Origin of the sequence: Tsukamurella paurometabola, from assembly GCF_900631615.1 — a bacterium.
GTDB lineage: Bacteria > Actinomycetota > Actinomycetes > Mycobacteriales > Mycobacteriaceae > Tsukamurella > Tsukamurella paurometabola_A.
In genome coordinates, this window is sequence record NZ_LR131273.1 from 3473059 (window position 1) to 3487864 (window position 14806).

Below are 14806 nucleotides of genomic sequence, written 5' to 3' on the forward strand. Positions count from 1 at the left end.
AGATCAGACTACTCGGCCGCTCCGCCGCCGCCGTTCGCGGTGGCGCGGCAGCTCGAAGGCCAGGTAGACGGCGAGCGCGACGATCACGACGGTCGACATCCCGGCTTTGGCGATCACGTAGGGCTCGATCTCGCCGCCGTTGGGCATGAGCATCACCGAGATCACGCTCGAGACGATGACGGCGGCCAGCCGGAATCCGGGCGCGGTGGCCCAGGCGGCCAGCGGCACGATCGCCCACAGCAGGTACCAGGGTTGCACGACCGGGAACAGCAGCACCAGTGCCGCCATCGAGATGCCGAGCGAGCCGACGGGGTGGATCCGGCCGGACAGCGTGGCGATGAGCATGCGCAGCACGATCACGGCGGCGAGGGCGGCGGCGATCGGCCGGGTGATGGCGAGGATCGCCGTGGTGTGGTCGCCGAGGCCCAGGAGTACGCCGACCTGCCCGGTGCCGAGGCCCAGCACCGTCGGGATGGAGAGCCAGGACCGGACCTTGTTGGCGGTGCCGAGGGTGCCGGCGTCGAGCCAGCCGTAGCCGAGACCCGTCGTCTGGCACACCGCGACGACCACGATGACCAGCACGACCACGAGGAAGCCCGCGGACGTCGCGAGCGCGACGAGGGTGCGTCCCGCGTTCGGCCGCCATTCGGCGAGCGCGGTGCGCCAGTCGCGCAGGCGGCCGCCGATGTTGGGGAAGCTGCCACCCAGGCGCCGGGCGAGCGCCATGCCGATGAAGCCGAGTGCGAGCACCGAGGTGATCTTGATGAGGCCGGAGAGCGCGATCATGGCGGCCCCGGCGGTGAGGAGTCCGCCCGTGCGGGTGGGGGTGAATCCGTCGAGGAACGGGTGCCCCGAGTCGATGGCGCGCAACGCCCACTCCATGCCGACGAGCATCATGCCGAGCATGAGCGCTTCGTTGTGGATGCCCGCGATGAGGTGGAAGATGACCAGCGGATTCGCGGCGCCGAGCCACAGCGCGGCCACCTCGTTGACGCCGCAGCGGCGGGCGAGCCGGGGGAGCGCCCACACGATCATCGCCACGCCGGCCAGGGCGAGCACGCGGTGCAGCACCACCCCGGCCACGACGTTCTCGCCGGTCAGCCACGTGATACCGCGGCCGAGGTAGAGGAACAGCGGTCCGTACGGCGCCGGGGTGTCGCGCCAGATGTTGGGCACCGAGCGCGTGAAGACGTGATCGATGCCGAGTGCTGCGGCCGGCCCGATCTTGTACGGGTCCAGCCCGCGCGCGGTGATCTCCGACTGCGCCAGATACGAGTAGACGTCCTTGCTGAACATCGGCGGTGCGAACAGGAAGGGCAGCACCCACAGCGCGAGGATCCGGTCGAAGCCGCGGCGGGTCAGCCGCCGCGGCGGGGCGGGCTCGGCGTGCGCGTTCGGGTTGAGGTAGCCGATGGTGTACCGGCGCAGCAGCACCCACGCGATCATCAGCATCGCGGTGCCGACCATGGTCACTGTGAGGGCCGTGGACTGCATGCGGAACATGAGGCCGATCAGCCGGCGCCCGGCGATCGGGTTCTGCACCACGGGGAAGGAGCCCACGCCCAGCGCGCCGAAGGCGATGAGCACGGCGCCGACGCCGCCGAAGGTCGCGATCGTGCGGACCGTCCGCTTCTCCTGCGCGTTGAGGTCCGGGTACTGCTGCTCGTCGGTGTGCAGCCGGTTCACGGTGCCGCCGGGGCCGTTCGCCGCGATGCCCGACGGTGCCCCTCCGGGCTTGGTCAGGCCGAGGTAATCCGCGAACGTGCGCACGGGAGCGGGGAGAGAAGGGGTAGCGCGCACGTCCGCAAGAGTAGACGGTGCCCGCTCCGCCGCGTGTGCCGTAGGGCATGAGCTTAGCCTGACCTTGCTGGAAGTGCCGCCCGAATTAAGAAACAATCGTGTTGTGAAATACGAGCAGCACGAGGCGCACGCCTCAACGGCCCAGCGTGACGGGGACACCCGCGACGCCGTGGTCGGGCTGCTCATGAACCGGGGCCAGGCCACCGCGGCCGATATCGGCGAGGCCCTGGGGATCACGACGACCGCCGTGCGCCGCCACCTCGACAATCTGCTCGAGGCGGGGGACGTGACGGTCGCGCCACCGTCGGGCCTGGGCGGCCGGGGGCGGGGACGTCCCGCGAAGGAGTTCCTGCTCACGCCCTCCGGGCGGCGGCGCCTCGGCCAGGGCTACGACGCCCTGGCGGTCGACGCCCTCCGCGCCCTGCGCGAGGTCGGCGGCGAGGAGGCGGTGCGCACCTTCGCGCGGCGCCGGGCCGAGCAGGCCATCGGCACCATCAGCCCCACCGAGTCCGCGGACCCGGTGGACGGTGCCCGTAGGATCGCGGCGTCGCTCTCGGACGCCGGATTCTCCGCCGATGCCCGAGAAGTGGGCAACGGCGTCCAGATCTGCCAACACCACTGCCCGGTGTCGGAGGTCGCATCCGAGTTCCCCGAATTGTGCGAGGCCGAAATTTCGGCGATCGAACAGGCGTTGGGAACTCATGTACAGCGTTTGGCCACCATCGCCAATGGTGACCGCGCCTGCACCACCCACGTGCCCCTCGAGCGCGTGGTACCGCGAGCAACACCCGCTAAGGAGCTTCGATGACAACGGTCGAGAACGGCCCGCTGTCCCAGGAGGAGACGATCGCCTCCCTGGGCACCTACGGCTACGGCTGGCACGACTCCGACGCCGCCGGCGCGTCGGCCCAGCGCGGACTCTCCGAGGCCGTGGTCGCGGACATCTCTGCGAAGAAGAACGAGTCCGAGTGGATGCTGCAGCAGCGCCTCAAGGCCCTCAGCATCTTCGAGAAGAAGCCGATGCCCACCTGGGGCAGCGACCTCGACGGCATCGACTTCGACAACATCAAGTACTTCGTGCGCTCGTCCGAGAAGCAGGCCGAGAGCTGGGAGGACCTGCCCGAGGACATCAAGAACACGTACGACAAGCTCGGCATCCCCGAGGCGGAGAAGCAGCGCCTCGTCGCGGGCGTCGCCGCGCAGTACGAGTCCGAGGTCGTCTACCACTCGATCCGCCAGGACCTGGAGGAGAAGGGTGTCATCTTCATGGACACCGACACCGGGCTGCGTGAGCACCCGGAGCTCTTCGAGGAGTACTTCGGCTCGGTGATCCCCGCGGGCGACAACAAGTTCTCCGCGCTGAACACCGCCGTGTGGTCGGGCGGTTCGTTCATCTACGTGCCCAAGGGCGTCCACGTGGACATCCCGCTCCAGGCCTACTTCCGGATCAACACCGAGAACATGGGCCAGTTCGAGCGCACCCTGATCATCGTCGACGAGGACGCCTACGTGCACTACGTCGAGGGCTGCACCGCGCCGATCTACAAGTCGGACTCGCTGCACTCCGCGGTCGTCGAGATCATCGTCAAGAAGGGCGGCCGCTGCCGCTACACGACCATCCAGAACTGGTCGAACAACGTCTACAACCTGGTCACCAAGCGGGCCAAGGCCGAGGCCGGCGCCACCATGGAGTGGATCGACGGCAACATCGGCTCCAAGGTCACGATGAAGTACCCGGCCGTGTGGATGATGGGCGAGCACGCCAAGGGCGAGGTGCTCTCCGTGGCGTTCGCCGGCGAGGGCCAGCACCAGGACACCGGCTCGAAGATGGTGCACTTCGCGCCGAACACGTCGAGCAACATCGTCAGCAAGTCGGTCGCCCGTGGCGGCGGCCGGGCCAGCTACCGCGGCCTGATCCAGATCAACAAGGGCGCGCACGGCAGCCGGTCCACTGTGAAGTGCGACGCGCTGCTGGTGGACACGATCTCCCGGTCGGACACGTATCCGTACGTCGACATCCGCGAGGACGACGTGACGATGGGCCACGAGGCCACCGTCTCGAAGGTCTCCGACGACCAGCTCTTCTACCTGATGAGCCGCGGTCTCACCGAGGACGAGGCCATGGCGATGGTGGTGCGCGGCTTCGTCGAGCCCATCGCCAAGGAACTGCCGATGGAGTACGCGCTCGAGCTGAACCGCCTGATCGAGCTGCAGATGGAAGGGTCCGTGGGCTGATGACGAACACTCTCAACGAGGCCGTCGAGGCCCACCCCGTCGCGAACAAGGGTGAGCTGTTCACCTCGTTCGACGCCGCGGCCTTCGAGGTCCCCAGTCACCGCGACGAGGCGTGGCGGTTCACGCCGCTGCGCCGCCTGCGCGGCCTGCACGACGGGTCCGCCCAGGCCGACGGTGCCGTGACCGCGACCGTCGACGCGGCGCCCGAGGGCGTGACGTTCGAGACCGTCGCCAAGGGCGACGAGCGCCTCGGTCAGGGCGGCACGCCGTTCGACCGCGTCGCGGCGCAGGCCTTCACCTCCATGACGGAGGCGTTCGTGCTGACCGTCGCCAAGGAGGCCGAGGTCGCGGAGCCCGTCTTCGTCCGCATCGCCGGCCCCGGCGAGGGGAAGACCGCGTTCACGCACATCCAGGTGCGGCTCGAGCGGCACGCCCGCGCCGTCGTCGTGCTCGACCACACCGGCTCGGGCACGGTCGCCGAGAACGTCGAGGTCATCCTCGGCGACGGCGCACACCTCCAGATCATCGACGCGCAGGACTTCGCGGATGACGCCGTGTGGGTGACCCAGCACCACGTGCGCGTGGGCCGCGACGCCCACGTCCGGCATTTCGCCGTGCAGCTCGGCGGCGAACTGGTCCGCATGACGCCCCGCGTGCAGTTCGACGCCCCGGGCGGCAACGCCGAGCTGTTCGGCCTCTACTTCGCAGACGACGGGCAGCACCTCGAGCAGCGCCTGCTGGTCGATCACGCGGTGCCGCACTGCAAGTCGAACGTCGTCTACAAGGGGGCGCTGCAGGGCGACCCGTCCTCGAAGCTTCCCGACGCGCACACGGTGTGGGTCGGCGACGTGCTGATCCGGGCGGAAGCCGAGGGCACCGACACCTTCGAGCTGAACCGGAACCTGGTCCTCACCGACGGTGCCCGCGCCGACTCGGTGCCGAACCTGGAGATCGAGACCGGCGAGATCGAGGGCGCGGGCCACGCCAGCGCCACCGGTCGCTTCGACGACGAGCAGCTGTTCTACCTGCGCTCGCGCGGCATCGAAGAGGCCGAGGCCCGTCGCCTGGTCGTGCGCGGCTTCTTCCAGGAGCTGATCGACCGGATCTCCGTCCCCGAGCTGCGCGAGCGGCTCTCCGCAGCCATCGAGAACGAACTCGCCACCGCCGGCGTCTAAGACTGATAGGGAATCATTTTGTCCACTCTGGAAATCCGTGACCTGCACGTCAACGTCGTGCAGGCGGACGAGAACGCCGAGCCGATCCAGATCCTCAAGGGCGTCGACCTGACGATCAACTCCGGCGAGACCCACGCGATCATGGGCCCCAACGGCTCCGGCAAGTCCACGCTGAGCTACGCCATCGCCGGCCACCCCAAGTACGAGGTGACCCAGGGCTCCATCACGCTCGACGGCGAGGACGTGCTCGCCATGACCGTCGACGAGCGCGCCCGCGCCGGCCTGTTCCTGGCGATGCAGTACCCCGTCGAGGTGCCCGGCGTCTCCATGTCGAACTTCCTCCGCTCGGCCGCCACCGCGGTCCGCGGCGAGGCCCCCAAGCTGCGGCACTGGGTCAAGGAGGTCAAGGAGGCGATGGGCGAGCTGTCCATCGATCCGCAGTTCGGTGAGCGCTCGGTCAACGAGGGCTTCTCGGGCGGTGAGAAGAAGCGCCACGAGATCCTCCAGCTGGGCCTGCTCAAGCCGAAGTTCGCCATCCTCGACGAGACCGACTCCGGTCTCGACGTCGATGCGCTGCGCGTCGTCTCCGAGGGCGTGAACCGCTACGCCGAGCGCGAGCACGGCGGCGTCCTGCTCATCACCCACTACACCCGCATCCTGCGCTACATCCACCCCGAGTTCGTGCACGTCTTCGTGAACGGCCGGATCGTGGAGTCGGGCGGCTCCGAGCTGGCCGACGAGCTGGAGGAGAACGGCTACGTGAAGTTCACCGAGGCCGTCGGAGCATGACCGCCTCGGTGAAGTCCGCCCTGGACATCGACGCGATCCGCGCCGACTTCCCGATCCTTGCCCGCACGGTCCGTGACGACAAGCCGCTCGTCTACCTGGATTCCGGCGCGACCTCGCAGCGCCCGCGTCCGGTGCTCGACGCGGAGTGGGAGTTCCTCACCACGCACAACGCCGCGGTGCACCGCGGGGCGCACCAGCTGGCGGAGGAGGCGACCGACGCGTACGAGGACGCGCGCGCGGCGATCGCCGAGTTCGTGCGCGTCTCGCCCGACGAGCTGGTGTTCACCAAGAACGCGACCGAGTCGCTGAACCTGGTGGCGTACACGCTCGGCGACGACCGCTCGGCGGGCGTCCTCGGCGGGCACCGGCTGCGCGAGGGCGACACCGTCGTGGTCACCGAGCTGGAGCACCACGCGAACCTCGTGCCCTGGCAGGAGCTGTGCCGCCGCACCGGTGCCACGCTCAAGTGGTACGGCGTCACCGACGAGGGACGCATCGACGTCGACTCGCTGGAGCTCGACGACTCGGTGAAGATCGTGGCGTTCACGCACGCCTCCAACGTGACCGGCGCGATCGCACCGGTGCCGGAGCTGGTCGCGCGGGCCCGCGCCGTCGGCGCCCTCGTGGTGCTCGACGCGTGCCAGTCGGTGCCGCACAGCCCCGTGGACTTCGCCGACCTCGACGTGGACTTCGCGGCCTTCTCGGGCCACAAGATGTACGGCCCGTCCGGCGTGGGCGTGCTCTACGGCAAGCGCGAGATCCTCGCGCAGCTCCCGCCCTTCATCACGGGCGGCTCGATGATCGAGACCGTCACCATGGAGGGATCGACCTACGCCGCGCCGCCGCAGCGTTTCGAGGCGGGCGTGCCGATGACCTCGCAGGTCGTCGGCCTCGGCGCCGCCGTGAAGTACCTCGGCGGCCTCGGGATGGCCGACGTCGCCGCGCACGAGCACGCGCTCGTGGGCGCCGCGCTCGATCGCCTCGGCACCATCGAGGGCCTGCGCATCGTCGGGCCGACCGAGAACCGGGACCGGGGGAGCGCCGTCTCCTTCGTGGTCGACGGGATCCACGCCCACGACCTCGGGCAGGTGCTCGACGACGAGGGCGTCGCCATCCGCGTGGGCCACCACTGCGCGTGGCCACTGCACCGCCGGTTCGGCGTGGCGGCGACGGCCCGTGCGTCCTTCGGCGTCTACAACACCCTGGCCGAGGTCGACGCGCTCGCCTCGGGAATAGTCAAGGCCCAGAAGTTCTTCGGGGTGATCTGATGCGCATGGAGCAGATGTACCAGGACGTGATCCTGGACCACTACAAGCACCCGCACGGCCGCGGGCTGCGCGAACCCTTCGAGGCCGAGGTGCACCACGTCAACCCGACGTGCGGTGACGAGGTGACCCTGCGGGTGCACCTGTCCGACGATCACGAGACCGTCGTCGACGTCTCGTACGACGGCCAGGGCTGCTCGATCTCGCAGGCCTCCACCTCGGTCCTCACCGACCAGGTGATCGGCGAACCCGTCGGCGAGGCCCTGAAGATGCTGCAGGCGTACACGGAGATGCTGCAGTCCCGGGGCCAGGTCGAGGGCGACGAGGACCTCATCGGCGACGGCATCGCGTTCGCCGGCGTCTCGAAGTACCCCGCGCGCGTGAAGTGCGCGCTGCTCGGGTGGATGGCGTTCAAGGACGCGCTGTCCCAGATCATCGACTCGGAGGAGAAGACGGCATGAGCGAGAACACTGCTGAGGCCGCCGGCACTGCGGCCGACCCGGCGCAGGCCGGCGACAACCCGCTGAACCTGCCCACCCTGTTCGACGTCGAGGAAGCCATGCGCGACGTGGTCGATCCCGAGCTCGGCATCAACGTGGTCGACCTGGGCCTCGTCTACGACCTCAAGGTCGAGGACGACGCCTCGGTCATCATCGACATGACTCTGACCTCCGCGGCCTGCCCGCTGACCGACGTCATCGAGGACCAGACCCGCGCCGCGCTGGTCTCGTCCGGTCTCGCCACCGACGCCAAGATCAACTGGGTCTGGATGCCCCCGTGGGGCCCGGACAAGATCACCGACGACGGCCGCGAGCAGCTGCGCGCCCTCGGGTTCACGGTCTAGGAGTCATGTACGCCCGTCTGGCGGGCCGTGTCGCTGGACTGGTTCGGCACGGCACCGTCAGCCGGGGTACAGGCGGTGGAAGTGGTGCCGCCTTGCGTCACGGGAGACGTGTCAGGGCCGAAGCCGTCGTTGTAGCGCTGCGACCGAGTTGGGCCGGTTCTCGGTGGTGCTTCTGAGATTCGCATAGGGATGCTGAACTGCGCGGGTAACGCGCTGAGGCGCGTTCCCGATGTCGAAAGTATGGCTATGCAAACAGTATCTCGAAGCACCGGATCCGCCGTCTGCGTCGCCGCCCTGGCAGCGCTCGCGGTGAACGTCGGAACAGCGTCCGCCGATACTCTCGGCGATTCGCAGCGACACGACTGTCCCAGTTTCGCCAGCCCGAACTTCGGGGAGAGGTACGGGCTCTCCCTCTCCACTTCGCAGATCGTCGAGCCGGCACCAGGTAAGGATGTCGGAATCATGGTCCAGCACTCCAAGACCTTCCAGCAGCCCTTTCGTGTCACCGGCGCCATGACGTGGAAGAACGAGGCCACCGGCAGGACCGGATCCGTCCCGATCAACACCTCGGTGGAGAAGCGTCAGCTGTTCCAGCCGCATGTCAGCGTCGCTGCCGCTACCAACGTGCAGCCGGGGCCGGGCACGCTCGTCGTCACCGTCAAGGTCAAGCCGGGGACGGCGCCCGAAGCCGTGTGCACCGGGCGATTCCAGATTCGCTGAGCGACGTCCACCACGCGAACGGCGCCGGCTGTCCGAACAACCCGTTCGACGCCCGGTGAACCGGGAGAATCGGCGCCGCGTCAGTCGGCAGCCGCCAGGGCCAGCCGCGCGTGCGCGCGCACGTCCGCGTCGGAATCCTCCAGTGCCGCGGTGAGTGCGGCGGCGACCGCCGGCACCTCCGGCCACGTCCGCAGCGTCACGACGGCGGCCTTGCGCACATCGAGGTGCGGGTCCGTCAGGGCCGATTCCAGGGCCGCGACCGCACCGTCGGGTCCGAGGGCGACGGTGCCGCGCGCGGCGCCCTGGCGCACCTGCCACGCCCGGTCCTTGAGTCCGGCGGCGAGCAGGTCGAGGTCGGTGGCATCGCCGAGCACGCCCAGGGCCTCGAGAGCCGCGGCCCGGACGAGCGGGTCGTGGTCGGCGGCCAGGGTGCGCGCCGCGTCGACGCCTCCGCGGCCCACGGTCGCCAGGCCCGTGGCCGCGGCGATCCGCACCTCCCGGTTCCCATCCGCGGTCGTCCGCGCCAGCGCCTCCCAATCGTCGTGCGCGACCAACCCGCTCACGCCCACGACCCGCACCCGGTGATCCGGGTCGGTGCTCAGCGCGGCGAACTGCGCCGGCGTCCCCGCCTTGAGCGAGCGCAGGAGGTTCCCGACGGCCGCCCGCACCACGGCGTCGGCCGAGCCGAGGTGGTCGGCCAGCCCGTCCGCCGACGGCAGAACTTCCACCAGCTCGATCAGCCCCGCCGCGGCCGCGCGCCGGACCAGGGCGTCCGCGTCGCCGAGTGCGGCGACGAGGGGAGCGAGGAAGCCGTCGGGCGCGCCCTCTACGAGGAACGTGACGGCGGTCCGCCGGACCGTCGTGTCCGGATCGGACAGGAATCGCGAGAGTTCCTCCACGGCAGGCCCGTCCAGCGCGAGCAGCTCCCGCAACCGCGGCGAGACCGCGGGTACCGCAGCCGCACGCGGCGCCGCCGCGGGAAGCGCGCCGATCGGCGCCACCGCCAGCGGACCGAGCACCTCGACCGACGACGCGGATCCCGGGATGTGGTCGAACTCGTCCACCGCGACCAGGTACGGCGCCACCGGCCGGGTCAGGAACTCCATCTCGCCGTCGGGACCCAGGCGCAGGTTCAGGTGCCGGCCCCATCGCTCGTCGTCGCGCTCGGGCAGGTCGGGGCGGTCGTGGTAGAGCCCCCAGCGGGATTCGGTGCGCGCCAGCGACGCCTTCGCCGCCATCTCCGCGCAGTCCCGGATGAACGACACCTCCACGCAGCGCATCAGCTCGTGCGGCGTCCGCGCGCCCAGCCCGCCGACCTCGCTGCGCATCCGCTCGAAGGTCTCGATCGCGATGGTCAGCTTCGGCGCCGTCTTCGGCGGGGCGATGTAGTCGTTGACGAAGCGCCGCAGTTTGTACTCGACCTGGGGCTGCGGCGGACCATCGGGCCTGCGCGCCGGACCGTAGATCAGCTCGTGCGCCGCCGCGATCTGCGACTCCAACCCCACGGACACGGCCGACACCGTGCGCGCGTGCCGCACCGCGTCCGCCCCGGCCAGCTCGCCGAAGACGAAGGCGCCGATCATGTAGTTGTGCGGCACGCACGCCAGATCGCCCGCCGCGTACAGGCCGGGCACGGTGGTGCGCGCGTTCTCGTCGACCCACACCCCGGATGCGGAATGCCCACCGCACAGGCCGATCTCGGAGACGTGCATCTCGATGTCGTGGGTGCGGTAGTCGTGCCCGCGGTTCGCGTGGAAGGTGCCGCGGGTGGGTCGCTCGGTGGTGTGCAGGATCGACTCCAGCTCGCCGAGCGTCTCCTCCGGCAGGTGGGAGACCTTCAGGTAGATCGGCCCGCGGGCGGAATCGATCTCGGAGCGCACCTCGGCGATCATCTGCCCGGACCAGTAGTCCGAGTCCACGAACCGTTCGCCCAGCGCGTTCACCTGGTAGCCGCCGAACGGGTTGGCCACGTAGGCGCACGCCGGTCCGTTGTAGTCCTTGATCAGCGGGTTGATCTGGAAGCACTCGATGCCGCTGAGCTCGGCGCCCGCGTGGTAGGCCATGGCGTAGCCGTCCCCGGCGTTCGCCGGGTTCTCGTACGTGCCGTAGAGGTAGCCCGACGCGGGCAGCCCGAGGCGGCCGCACGGCCCCGTCGCCAGCACCACCGCGCCGGCCCGGATCTCGACGAACTCGCCCGTGCGCGTGTTGAAGGCGACCGCACCCACGGCCCGCCGGTCCTCCCCGGAACCGGTCGTGAGCACGCGGACCGGCATCACCCGGTTCTCGATCCGGATGCGCTCGCGCATCTTCTTCTGGCGCAGCACGCGGTACAGCGCCTTCTTCACGTCCTTGCCCTCGGGCATCGGCAGCACGTACGAGCCGGAACGGTGCACGCGGCGGACGGCGTACTCGCCGTACTCGTCCTTCTCGAATTTCACTCCGTACCGCTCGAGGCGCTGAATCATCGCGAAGCCGCGGGTCGCGGTCTGGTAGACGGTCCGCTGGTCGACGATGCCGTCGTTGGCGCGGGTGATCTCGGCGACGTAGTCCTCGGGCTCCGCCTTGCCGGGGATGACGGCGTTGTTCACGCCGTCCATCCCCATCGCCAGCGCGCCCGAGTGGCGTACGTGCGACTTGTCGAGCAGCAGCACGTCGGCGCCGGCCTCGGCCGCGGTGAGCGCGGCCATCGTGCCCGCGGTACCGCCGCCGATCACGAGCACGTCGCAGGTCAGACGGGTGCGGTCGGCGATCTCGGGGATGTCCATGGAACTCCTGAAGCTGGTCAGCGGTCGGTGAGGGCGTCGACGACACCCGCGCGCAGGGCGGAGGCCGACGGTGCGCGGCGCACGTCGAAGGCCGCGCGGACGGGCGCGCCGCGGCGGCCCAGCACGACGATGCGGTCGCCGAGGAGGATCGCCTCGTCCACGTCGTGGGTCACGAAGACGACGGTGGCGGGGTGGGCGTCGAGCGTGCGCAGCAGCAGCCGCTGCATGTCGCCGCGGGTCTGCGCGTCGAGGGCGCCGAAGGGCTCGTCCATGAGCACGGCCCGGGGCGCACCCGCGAGGCCGCGGGCGAGCTGGACCCGCTGCCGCATGCCGCCGGACAGCTCGCGGGGCAGGTGCTTCGCGTAGGCCGTCAGCCCGACCTCGGCGAGCCACCGCCGGGCCTCGTCGGCGCGACGGTGCCGTGCCACGCCCCGCAGCGCGAGCGCGAGCCGCACGTTGTTCTCGACGGTGCGCCACGGCAGCAGGGCGTCCTCCTGGAAGACCATGGCGCGGTCGCGATCCGGGCCGGTCACGGGCGCACCGTCGGCGAGGACGACACCGGAATCGGCGCGGAGCAGCCCGGCGAACGCGCGCAGCACCGTCGACTTGCCGCAGCCCGACGGGCCCGTCAGGACCAGGCGTTCGCCGGGCTCGACGGTGAGGTCGAGCGCGCGCACGGCGGGCGTGCCGCGGTACCCGAGATCGACGGCGTCGAGTTTCAGCCGCAGCCCGTCGCGCTGCGCGGGCGGGCTGACCGTCGGCGCGCTCATCGGTCACCCCGCGGCAGCCAGCGGGTGACCCTCCGGCCGGCCAGTTCGATGACGGCGGAGGTGAGGAAGCCCAGCACGCCGATCGTCAGCATGCCGACGAAGACCGCGGGGTAGTCGACGAGCGTGTACGACTGCCACGTGCGGTAGCCCACGCCGAGGCGCCCGGAGATCATCTCGGCGGAGACGAGGCAGATCCACGCGACGCCCACGCCCACCGACAGCCCGGAGAAGACGCCGGGCAGCGAGCCGGGGAGCACGACCCGCCACAGCACCGCGAAGTCGCCGCCGCCCTGCGTGCGCACCGAGTCCTCCCAGACCGTCGGGAGCGCGCGGACGGCGTGCCGCACGCTCACCGCGATGGGGAAGAACGCGGCCGTCGCGGTGATCGCGACCATGCCCGCCTCGGAGGAGGGGAGTAGCAGGATCATCACCGGGACCAGGGCGATCGCGGGAATGGGTCGGACCAGCTCGAGCAGCGTGCCGACGGTCAGCTCGGCGGCGCGCGAGCGGCCCAGCGCGACGCCGGCGGCGATGCCGAGCGCGGAGGCGACAGCGAAGCCGGTGCCGATGCGGATCAGCGACTGTGCGAGGTCCAGCCAGAACTCGCCGGTGCGGACCGACTGCGCGAACCGCTCGGCGATGGCGCTCGCCGAGGGGAGCGTGTCGAACCGGATCCAGCCGAGTGCGACGTGCTGGGTGGTGAGCAGCTGCCAGACGCCGATCGCGGCGGCGACCACCGCGATCCGGACCGGCCACGCCGGGAGCACGGCCCGGCGGGCGGGGGCGGCGGCCGGCCGCCGGAGCGCCGCGGCGGGGAGCGAGTCGAGGGCGGTCATCGTCGGGCCTCCTCGAGGAGGGCGCGGTACTCGACGGGGACGGCGCCGGGGTTCTCCGCGCGGTAGCGGTCGCGGGCGTCGGGGCCCGCGAAGGGTACGAGCGCCGCGCCGTCGCGCAGCCACAGCGATTGATCTGCGTACCAGCGGGTTCCGGTGAGGGCGTCCGAGACGTAGGCGGCGCGGACCTTCCGGTCGGTCGTGGCGAGCGTACGGATCAGCGCCGTCGCGTCGGGCGCGGTCTCGGTGGCGTCGGCGCCGTCGAACCAGATCTCCGCGGACGGCCTCGGCGCGGGCGTGGCGGCGTCGTACTGGAAGCCGCCGCGCGCGGTCTGGGCCGCTGCCAGGGGCTTCGGGTCGACGAACCGGTCGACGTCGAGCGGCGTGCCGAACTGGCCGATCGACTGCAGGTACCCGATGTCGCCCTTGAGTGCTCCGATGAGCGGGGCGGAGAGCGTCGGATTCGGGTCGGTGCCGCCCGGCCCGTTGTACTGGTACACGACCTCGGCGGGGAGGCCGCTGGCCTTCGCGACGTCCTGTGCGGCCTCGAGCGGGTGCTCGCGCTGGAAGTCGGTGGCGTCGAGCTGCGCCTGGAGGAAGGCGCGCACCACGTCCGGGTGCGACGCCGCATACTTCCGGTTGGCGACGACCCCGTGCAGGGTGGGCGTGTTCAGCTCGCCGCCGTCGTAGAGCAGTCGCGCCTTGCCCTGGCGCACGAGGAGGCCGGGCCAGGCGACGAACTGCGCCAGCGCCTGGACCTGGCCGGATTCGAGCGCGCTCGCCCCGACCTGCGGCTGCTGGTTCACCACGGTGACGTCGCCGGTGCCGATGCCCGCGCGGCTCAGCGCGGCGACGAGGGTGCCGTGCCCGGCGGAGCCGACCGATGCGGAGACCTGCGTGCCCCGCAGGTCGGCCAGGGAGCGCAGCGGGGAGCCGGTAGCGACCACCACCGAATTGAGGGCGCCCCGAGCGCTAGACCCGGTCACCGAGAGCAGTGCTGTCGCGGTGTCGGGACTGGACTGCGCTCGGGATCCATTGATGAGTAGGGGGTAGTCGCCCATCGAGCCGATCTGGATCTTGCCGGCGAGCATCCCGCTCGTGATCGGGGCGCCGGTGTCGAAGTCCTGCCAGTCGATGCGGAACTTCCCGACGGCGGCGAGGCGCTTCTCGAGGAAGCCCTTGGCTCGCAGCAGGGTGCCGGCGGTGACGGTGTTGATGGTCTTGGACTGGTAGCCCACCACCAGGGTCTGGGTGGACTCGTCGGCCGCGGGTTCGAGGGAGCAGGACGCGAGGGCGGCGGTCGCGGCGACGACGGCGACCGCGCGCAGGGCGGATGTCATGGCGGGGTTCTCCGGGGAAGGGCGGGCTAGCGCAGGAGGTAGGGCATGTTGACGGTGACGGCGCCCGTCGGGCAGCGCGCGGCACACGGCCCGCAGTACCAGCACTCGTCGACGTACATGTGGGCGCGGTTGGTGCTCGGGTCGAGCGCGAGCGAGTCGAGGGGGCAGGCCTCGATGCAGATGTTGCAGCCCTCGATGCAGAGGGAGGCGTCGATGGTGACGGGGACGTCGACGCGCTGTTCGACCTGTGCCATGGGTGTGTGTTCCTCC

General features: G+C 70.7%; 14 protein-coding genes. 8 read left to right on the forward strand and 6 right to left on the reverse strand.

All coding sequences use genetic code 11. The features are described 5' to 3' along the window. Positions 1-3 precede the first annotated feature (3 nt). On the reverse strand, positions 4-1800 hold the full coding sequence (gene mptB, locus ELY19_RS17355) for a polyprenol phosphomannose-dependent alpha 1,6 mannosyltransferase MptB (protein WP_126197347.1): 1797 nt from the start codon (positions 1798-1800) through the stop codon (positions 4-6). Positions 1801-1903: 103 nt separating this feature from the next. Between mptB and ELY19_RS17360 the strand changes: the two genes are divergently transcribed. The 8 genes from ELY19_RS17360 (at position 1904) to ELY19_RS17395 (ending at position 8828) form a co-directional block, all read left to right on the forward strand. Continuing rightward, positions 1904-2608, forward strand: coding sequence for a helix-turn-helix transcriptional regulator (locus ELY19_RS17360; RefSeq protein ID WP_126197348.1), 705 nt, complete (start codon positions 1904-1906; stop codon positions 2606-2608). After that, positions 2605-4035: a Fe-S cluster assembly protein SufB gene (gene sufB, locus ELY19_RS17365; RefSeq protein ID WP_126197349.1), complete on the forward strand. Its 1431-nt coding sequence runs from the start codon at positions 2605-2607 to the stop codon at positions 4033-4035. Before ELY19_RS17360 ends, sufB begins: the two co-directional genes overlap by 4 nt. After that, positions 4035-5210: a Fe-S cluster assembly protein SufD gene (gene sufD, locus ELY19_RS17370; RefSeq protein ID WP_126197350.1), complete on the forward strand. Its 1176-nt coding sequence runs from the start codon at positions 4035-4037 to the stop codon at positions 5208-5210. Before sufB ends, sufD begins: the two co-directional genes overlap by 1 nt. A gap of 18 nt (positions 5211-5228) precedes the next feature. Beyond that, a complete protein-coding gene (sufC, locus tag ELY19_RS17375; RefSeq protein WP_126197351.1) occupies positions 5229-5999 on the forward strand; it encodes a Fe-S cluster assembly ATPase SufC in 771 nt (256 codons plus the stop codon). Next, positions 5996-7267, forward strand: a complete 1272-nt coding sequence (locus ELY19_RS17380) for a cysteine desulfurase (RefSeq protein ID WP_126197352.1) — start codon at positions 5996-5998, stop codon at positions 7265-7267. Before sufC ends, ELY19_RS17380 begins: the two co-directional genes overlap by 4 nt. Next, the gene (gene sufU / locus ELY19_RS17385) at positions 7267-7725 is read left to right on the forward strand and encodes a Fe-S cluster assembly sulfur transfer protein SufU (protein ID WP_126197353.1); all 459 of its coding nucleotides are present in this window, start codon (positions 7267-7269) and stop codon (positions 7723-7725) included. The genes ELY19_RS17380 and sufU overlap by 1 nt, the downstream gene beginning before the upstream one ends. Continuing rightward, a complete protein-coding gene (locus ELY19_RS17390; RefSeq protein WP_126197354.1) occupies positions 7722-8108 on the forward strand; it encodes a metal-sulfur cluster assembly factor in 387 nt (128 codons plus the stop codon). The genes sufU and ELY19_RS17390 overlap by 4 nt, the downstream gene beginning before the upstream one ends. A 462-nt stretch (positions 8109-8570) precedes the next feature. Further along, a complete protein-coding gene (locus ELY19_RS17395) occupies positions 8571-8828 on the forward strand; it encodes a hypothetical protein (protein ID WP_126197355.1) in 258 nt (85 codons plus the stop codon). Positions 8829-8908: 80 nt separating this feature from the next. Here the strand turns inward: ELY19_RS17395 and ELY19_RS17400 are convergent, their stop codons facing one another. From ELY19_RS17400 to ELY19_RS17420, 5 genes are read right to left on the reverse strand one after another with little or no spacing between them, the layout of a single operon-like run. Then, positions 8909-11593, reverse strand: coding sequence for a fumarate reductase/succinate dehydrogenase flavoprotein subunit (locus ELY19_RS17400; RefSeq protein ID WP_126197356.1), 2685 nt, complete (start codon positions 11591-11593; stop codon positions 8909-8911). Positions 11594-11610: 17 nt separating this feature from the next. Then, positions 11611-12363 carry an ABC transporter ATP-binding protein gene (locus ELY19_RS17405; RefSeq protein ID WP_126197357.1) on the reverse strand — a complete coding sequence of 251 codons (753 nt, stop codon included), beginning with the start codon at positions 12361-12363 and terminating at the stop codon, positions 11611-11613. Next, entirely contained in the window at positions 12360-13199 is an 840-nt protein-coding gene (locus ELY19_RS17410; RefSeq protein ID WP_126197358.1) for an ABC transporter permease, read from the reverse strand. The genes ELY19_RS17405 and ELY19_RS17410 overlap by 4 nt, the downstream gene beginning before the upstream one ends. Then, entirely contained in the window at positions 13196-14536 is a 1341-nt protein-coding gene (locus ELY19_RS17415) for an ABC transporter substrate-binding protein (RefSeq protein ID WP_126197359.1), read from the reverse strand. The genes ELY19_RS17410 and ELY19_RS17415 overlap by 4 nt, the downstream gene beginning before the upstream one ends. 26 nt (positions 14537-14562) lie before the next feature. Further along, on the reverse strand, positions 14563-14790 hold the full coding sequence (locus ELY19_RS17420) for a 4Fe-4S dicluster domain-containing protein (RefSeq protein WP_068520690.1): 228 nt from the start codon (positions 14788-14790) through the stop codon (positions 14563-14565). Between the last annotated feature and the right edge of the window lie 16 nt (positions 14791-14806).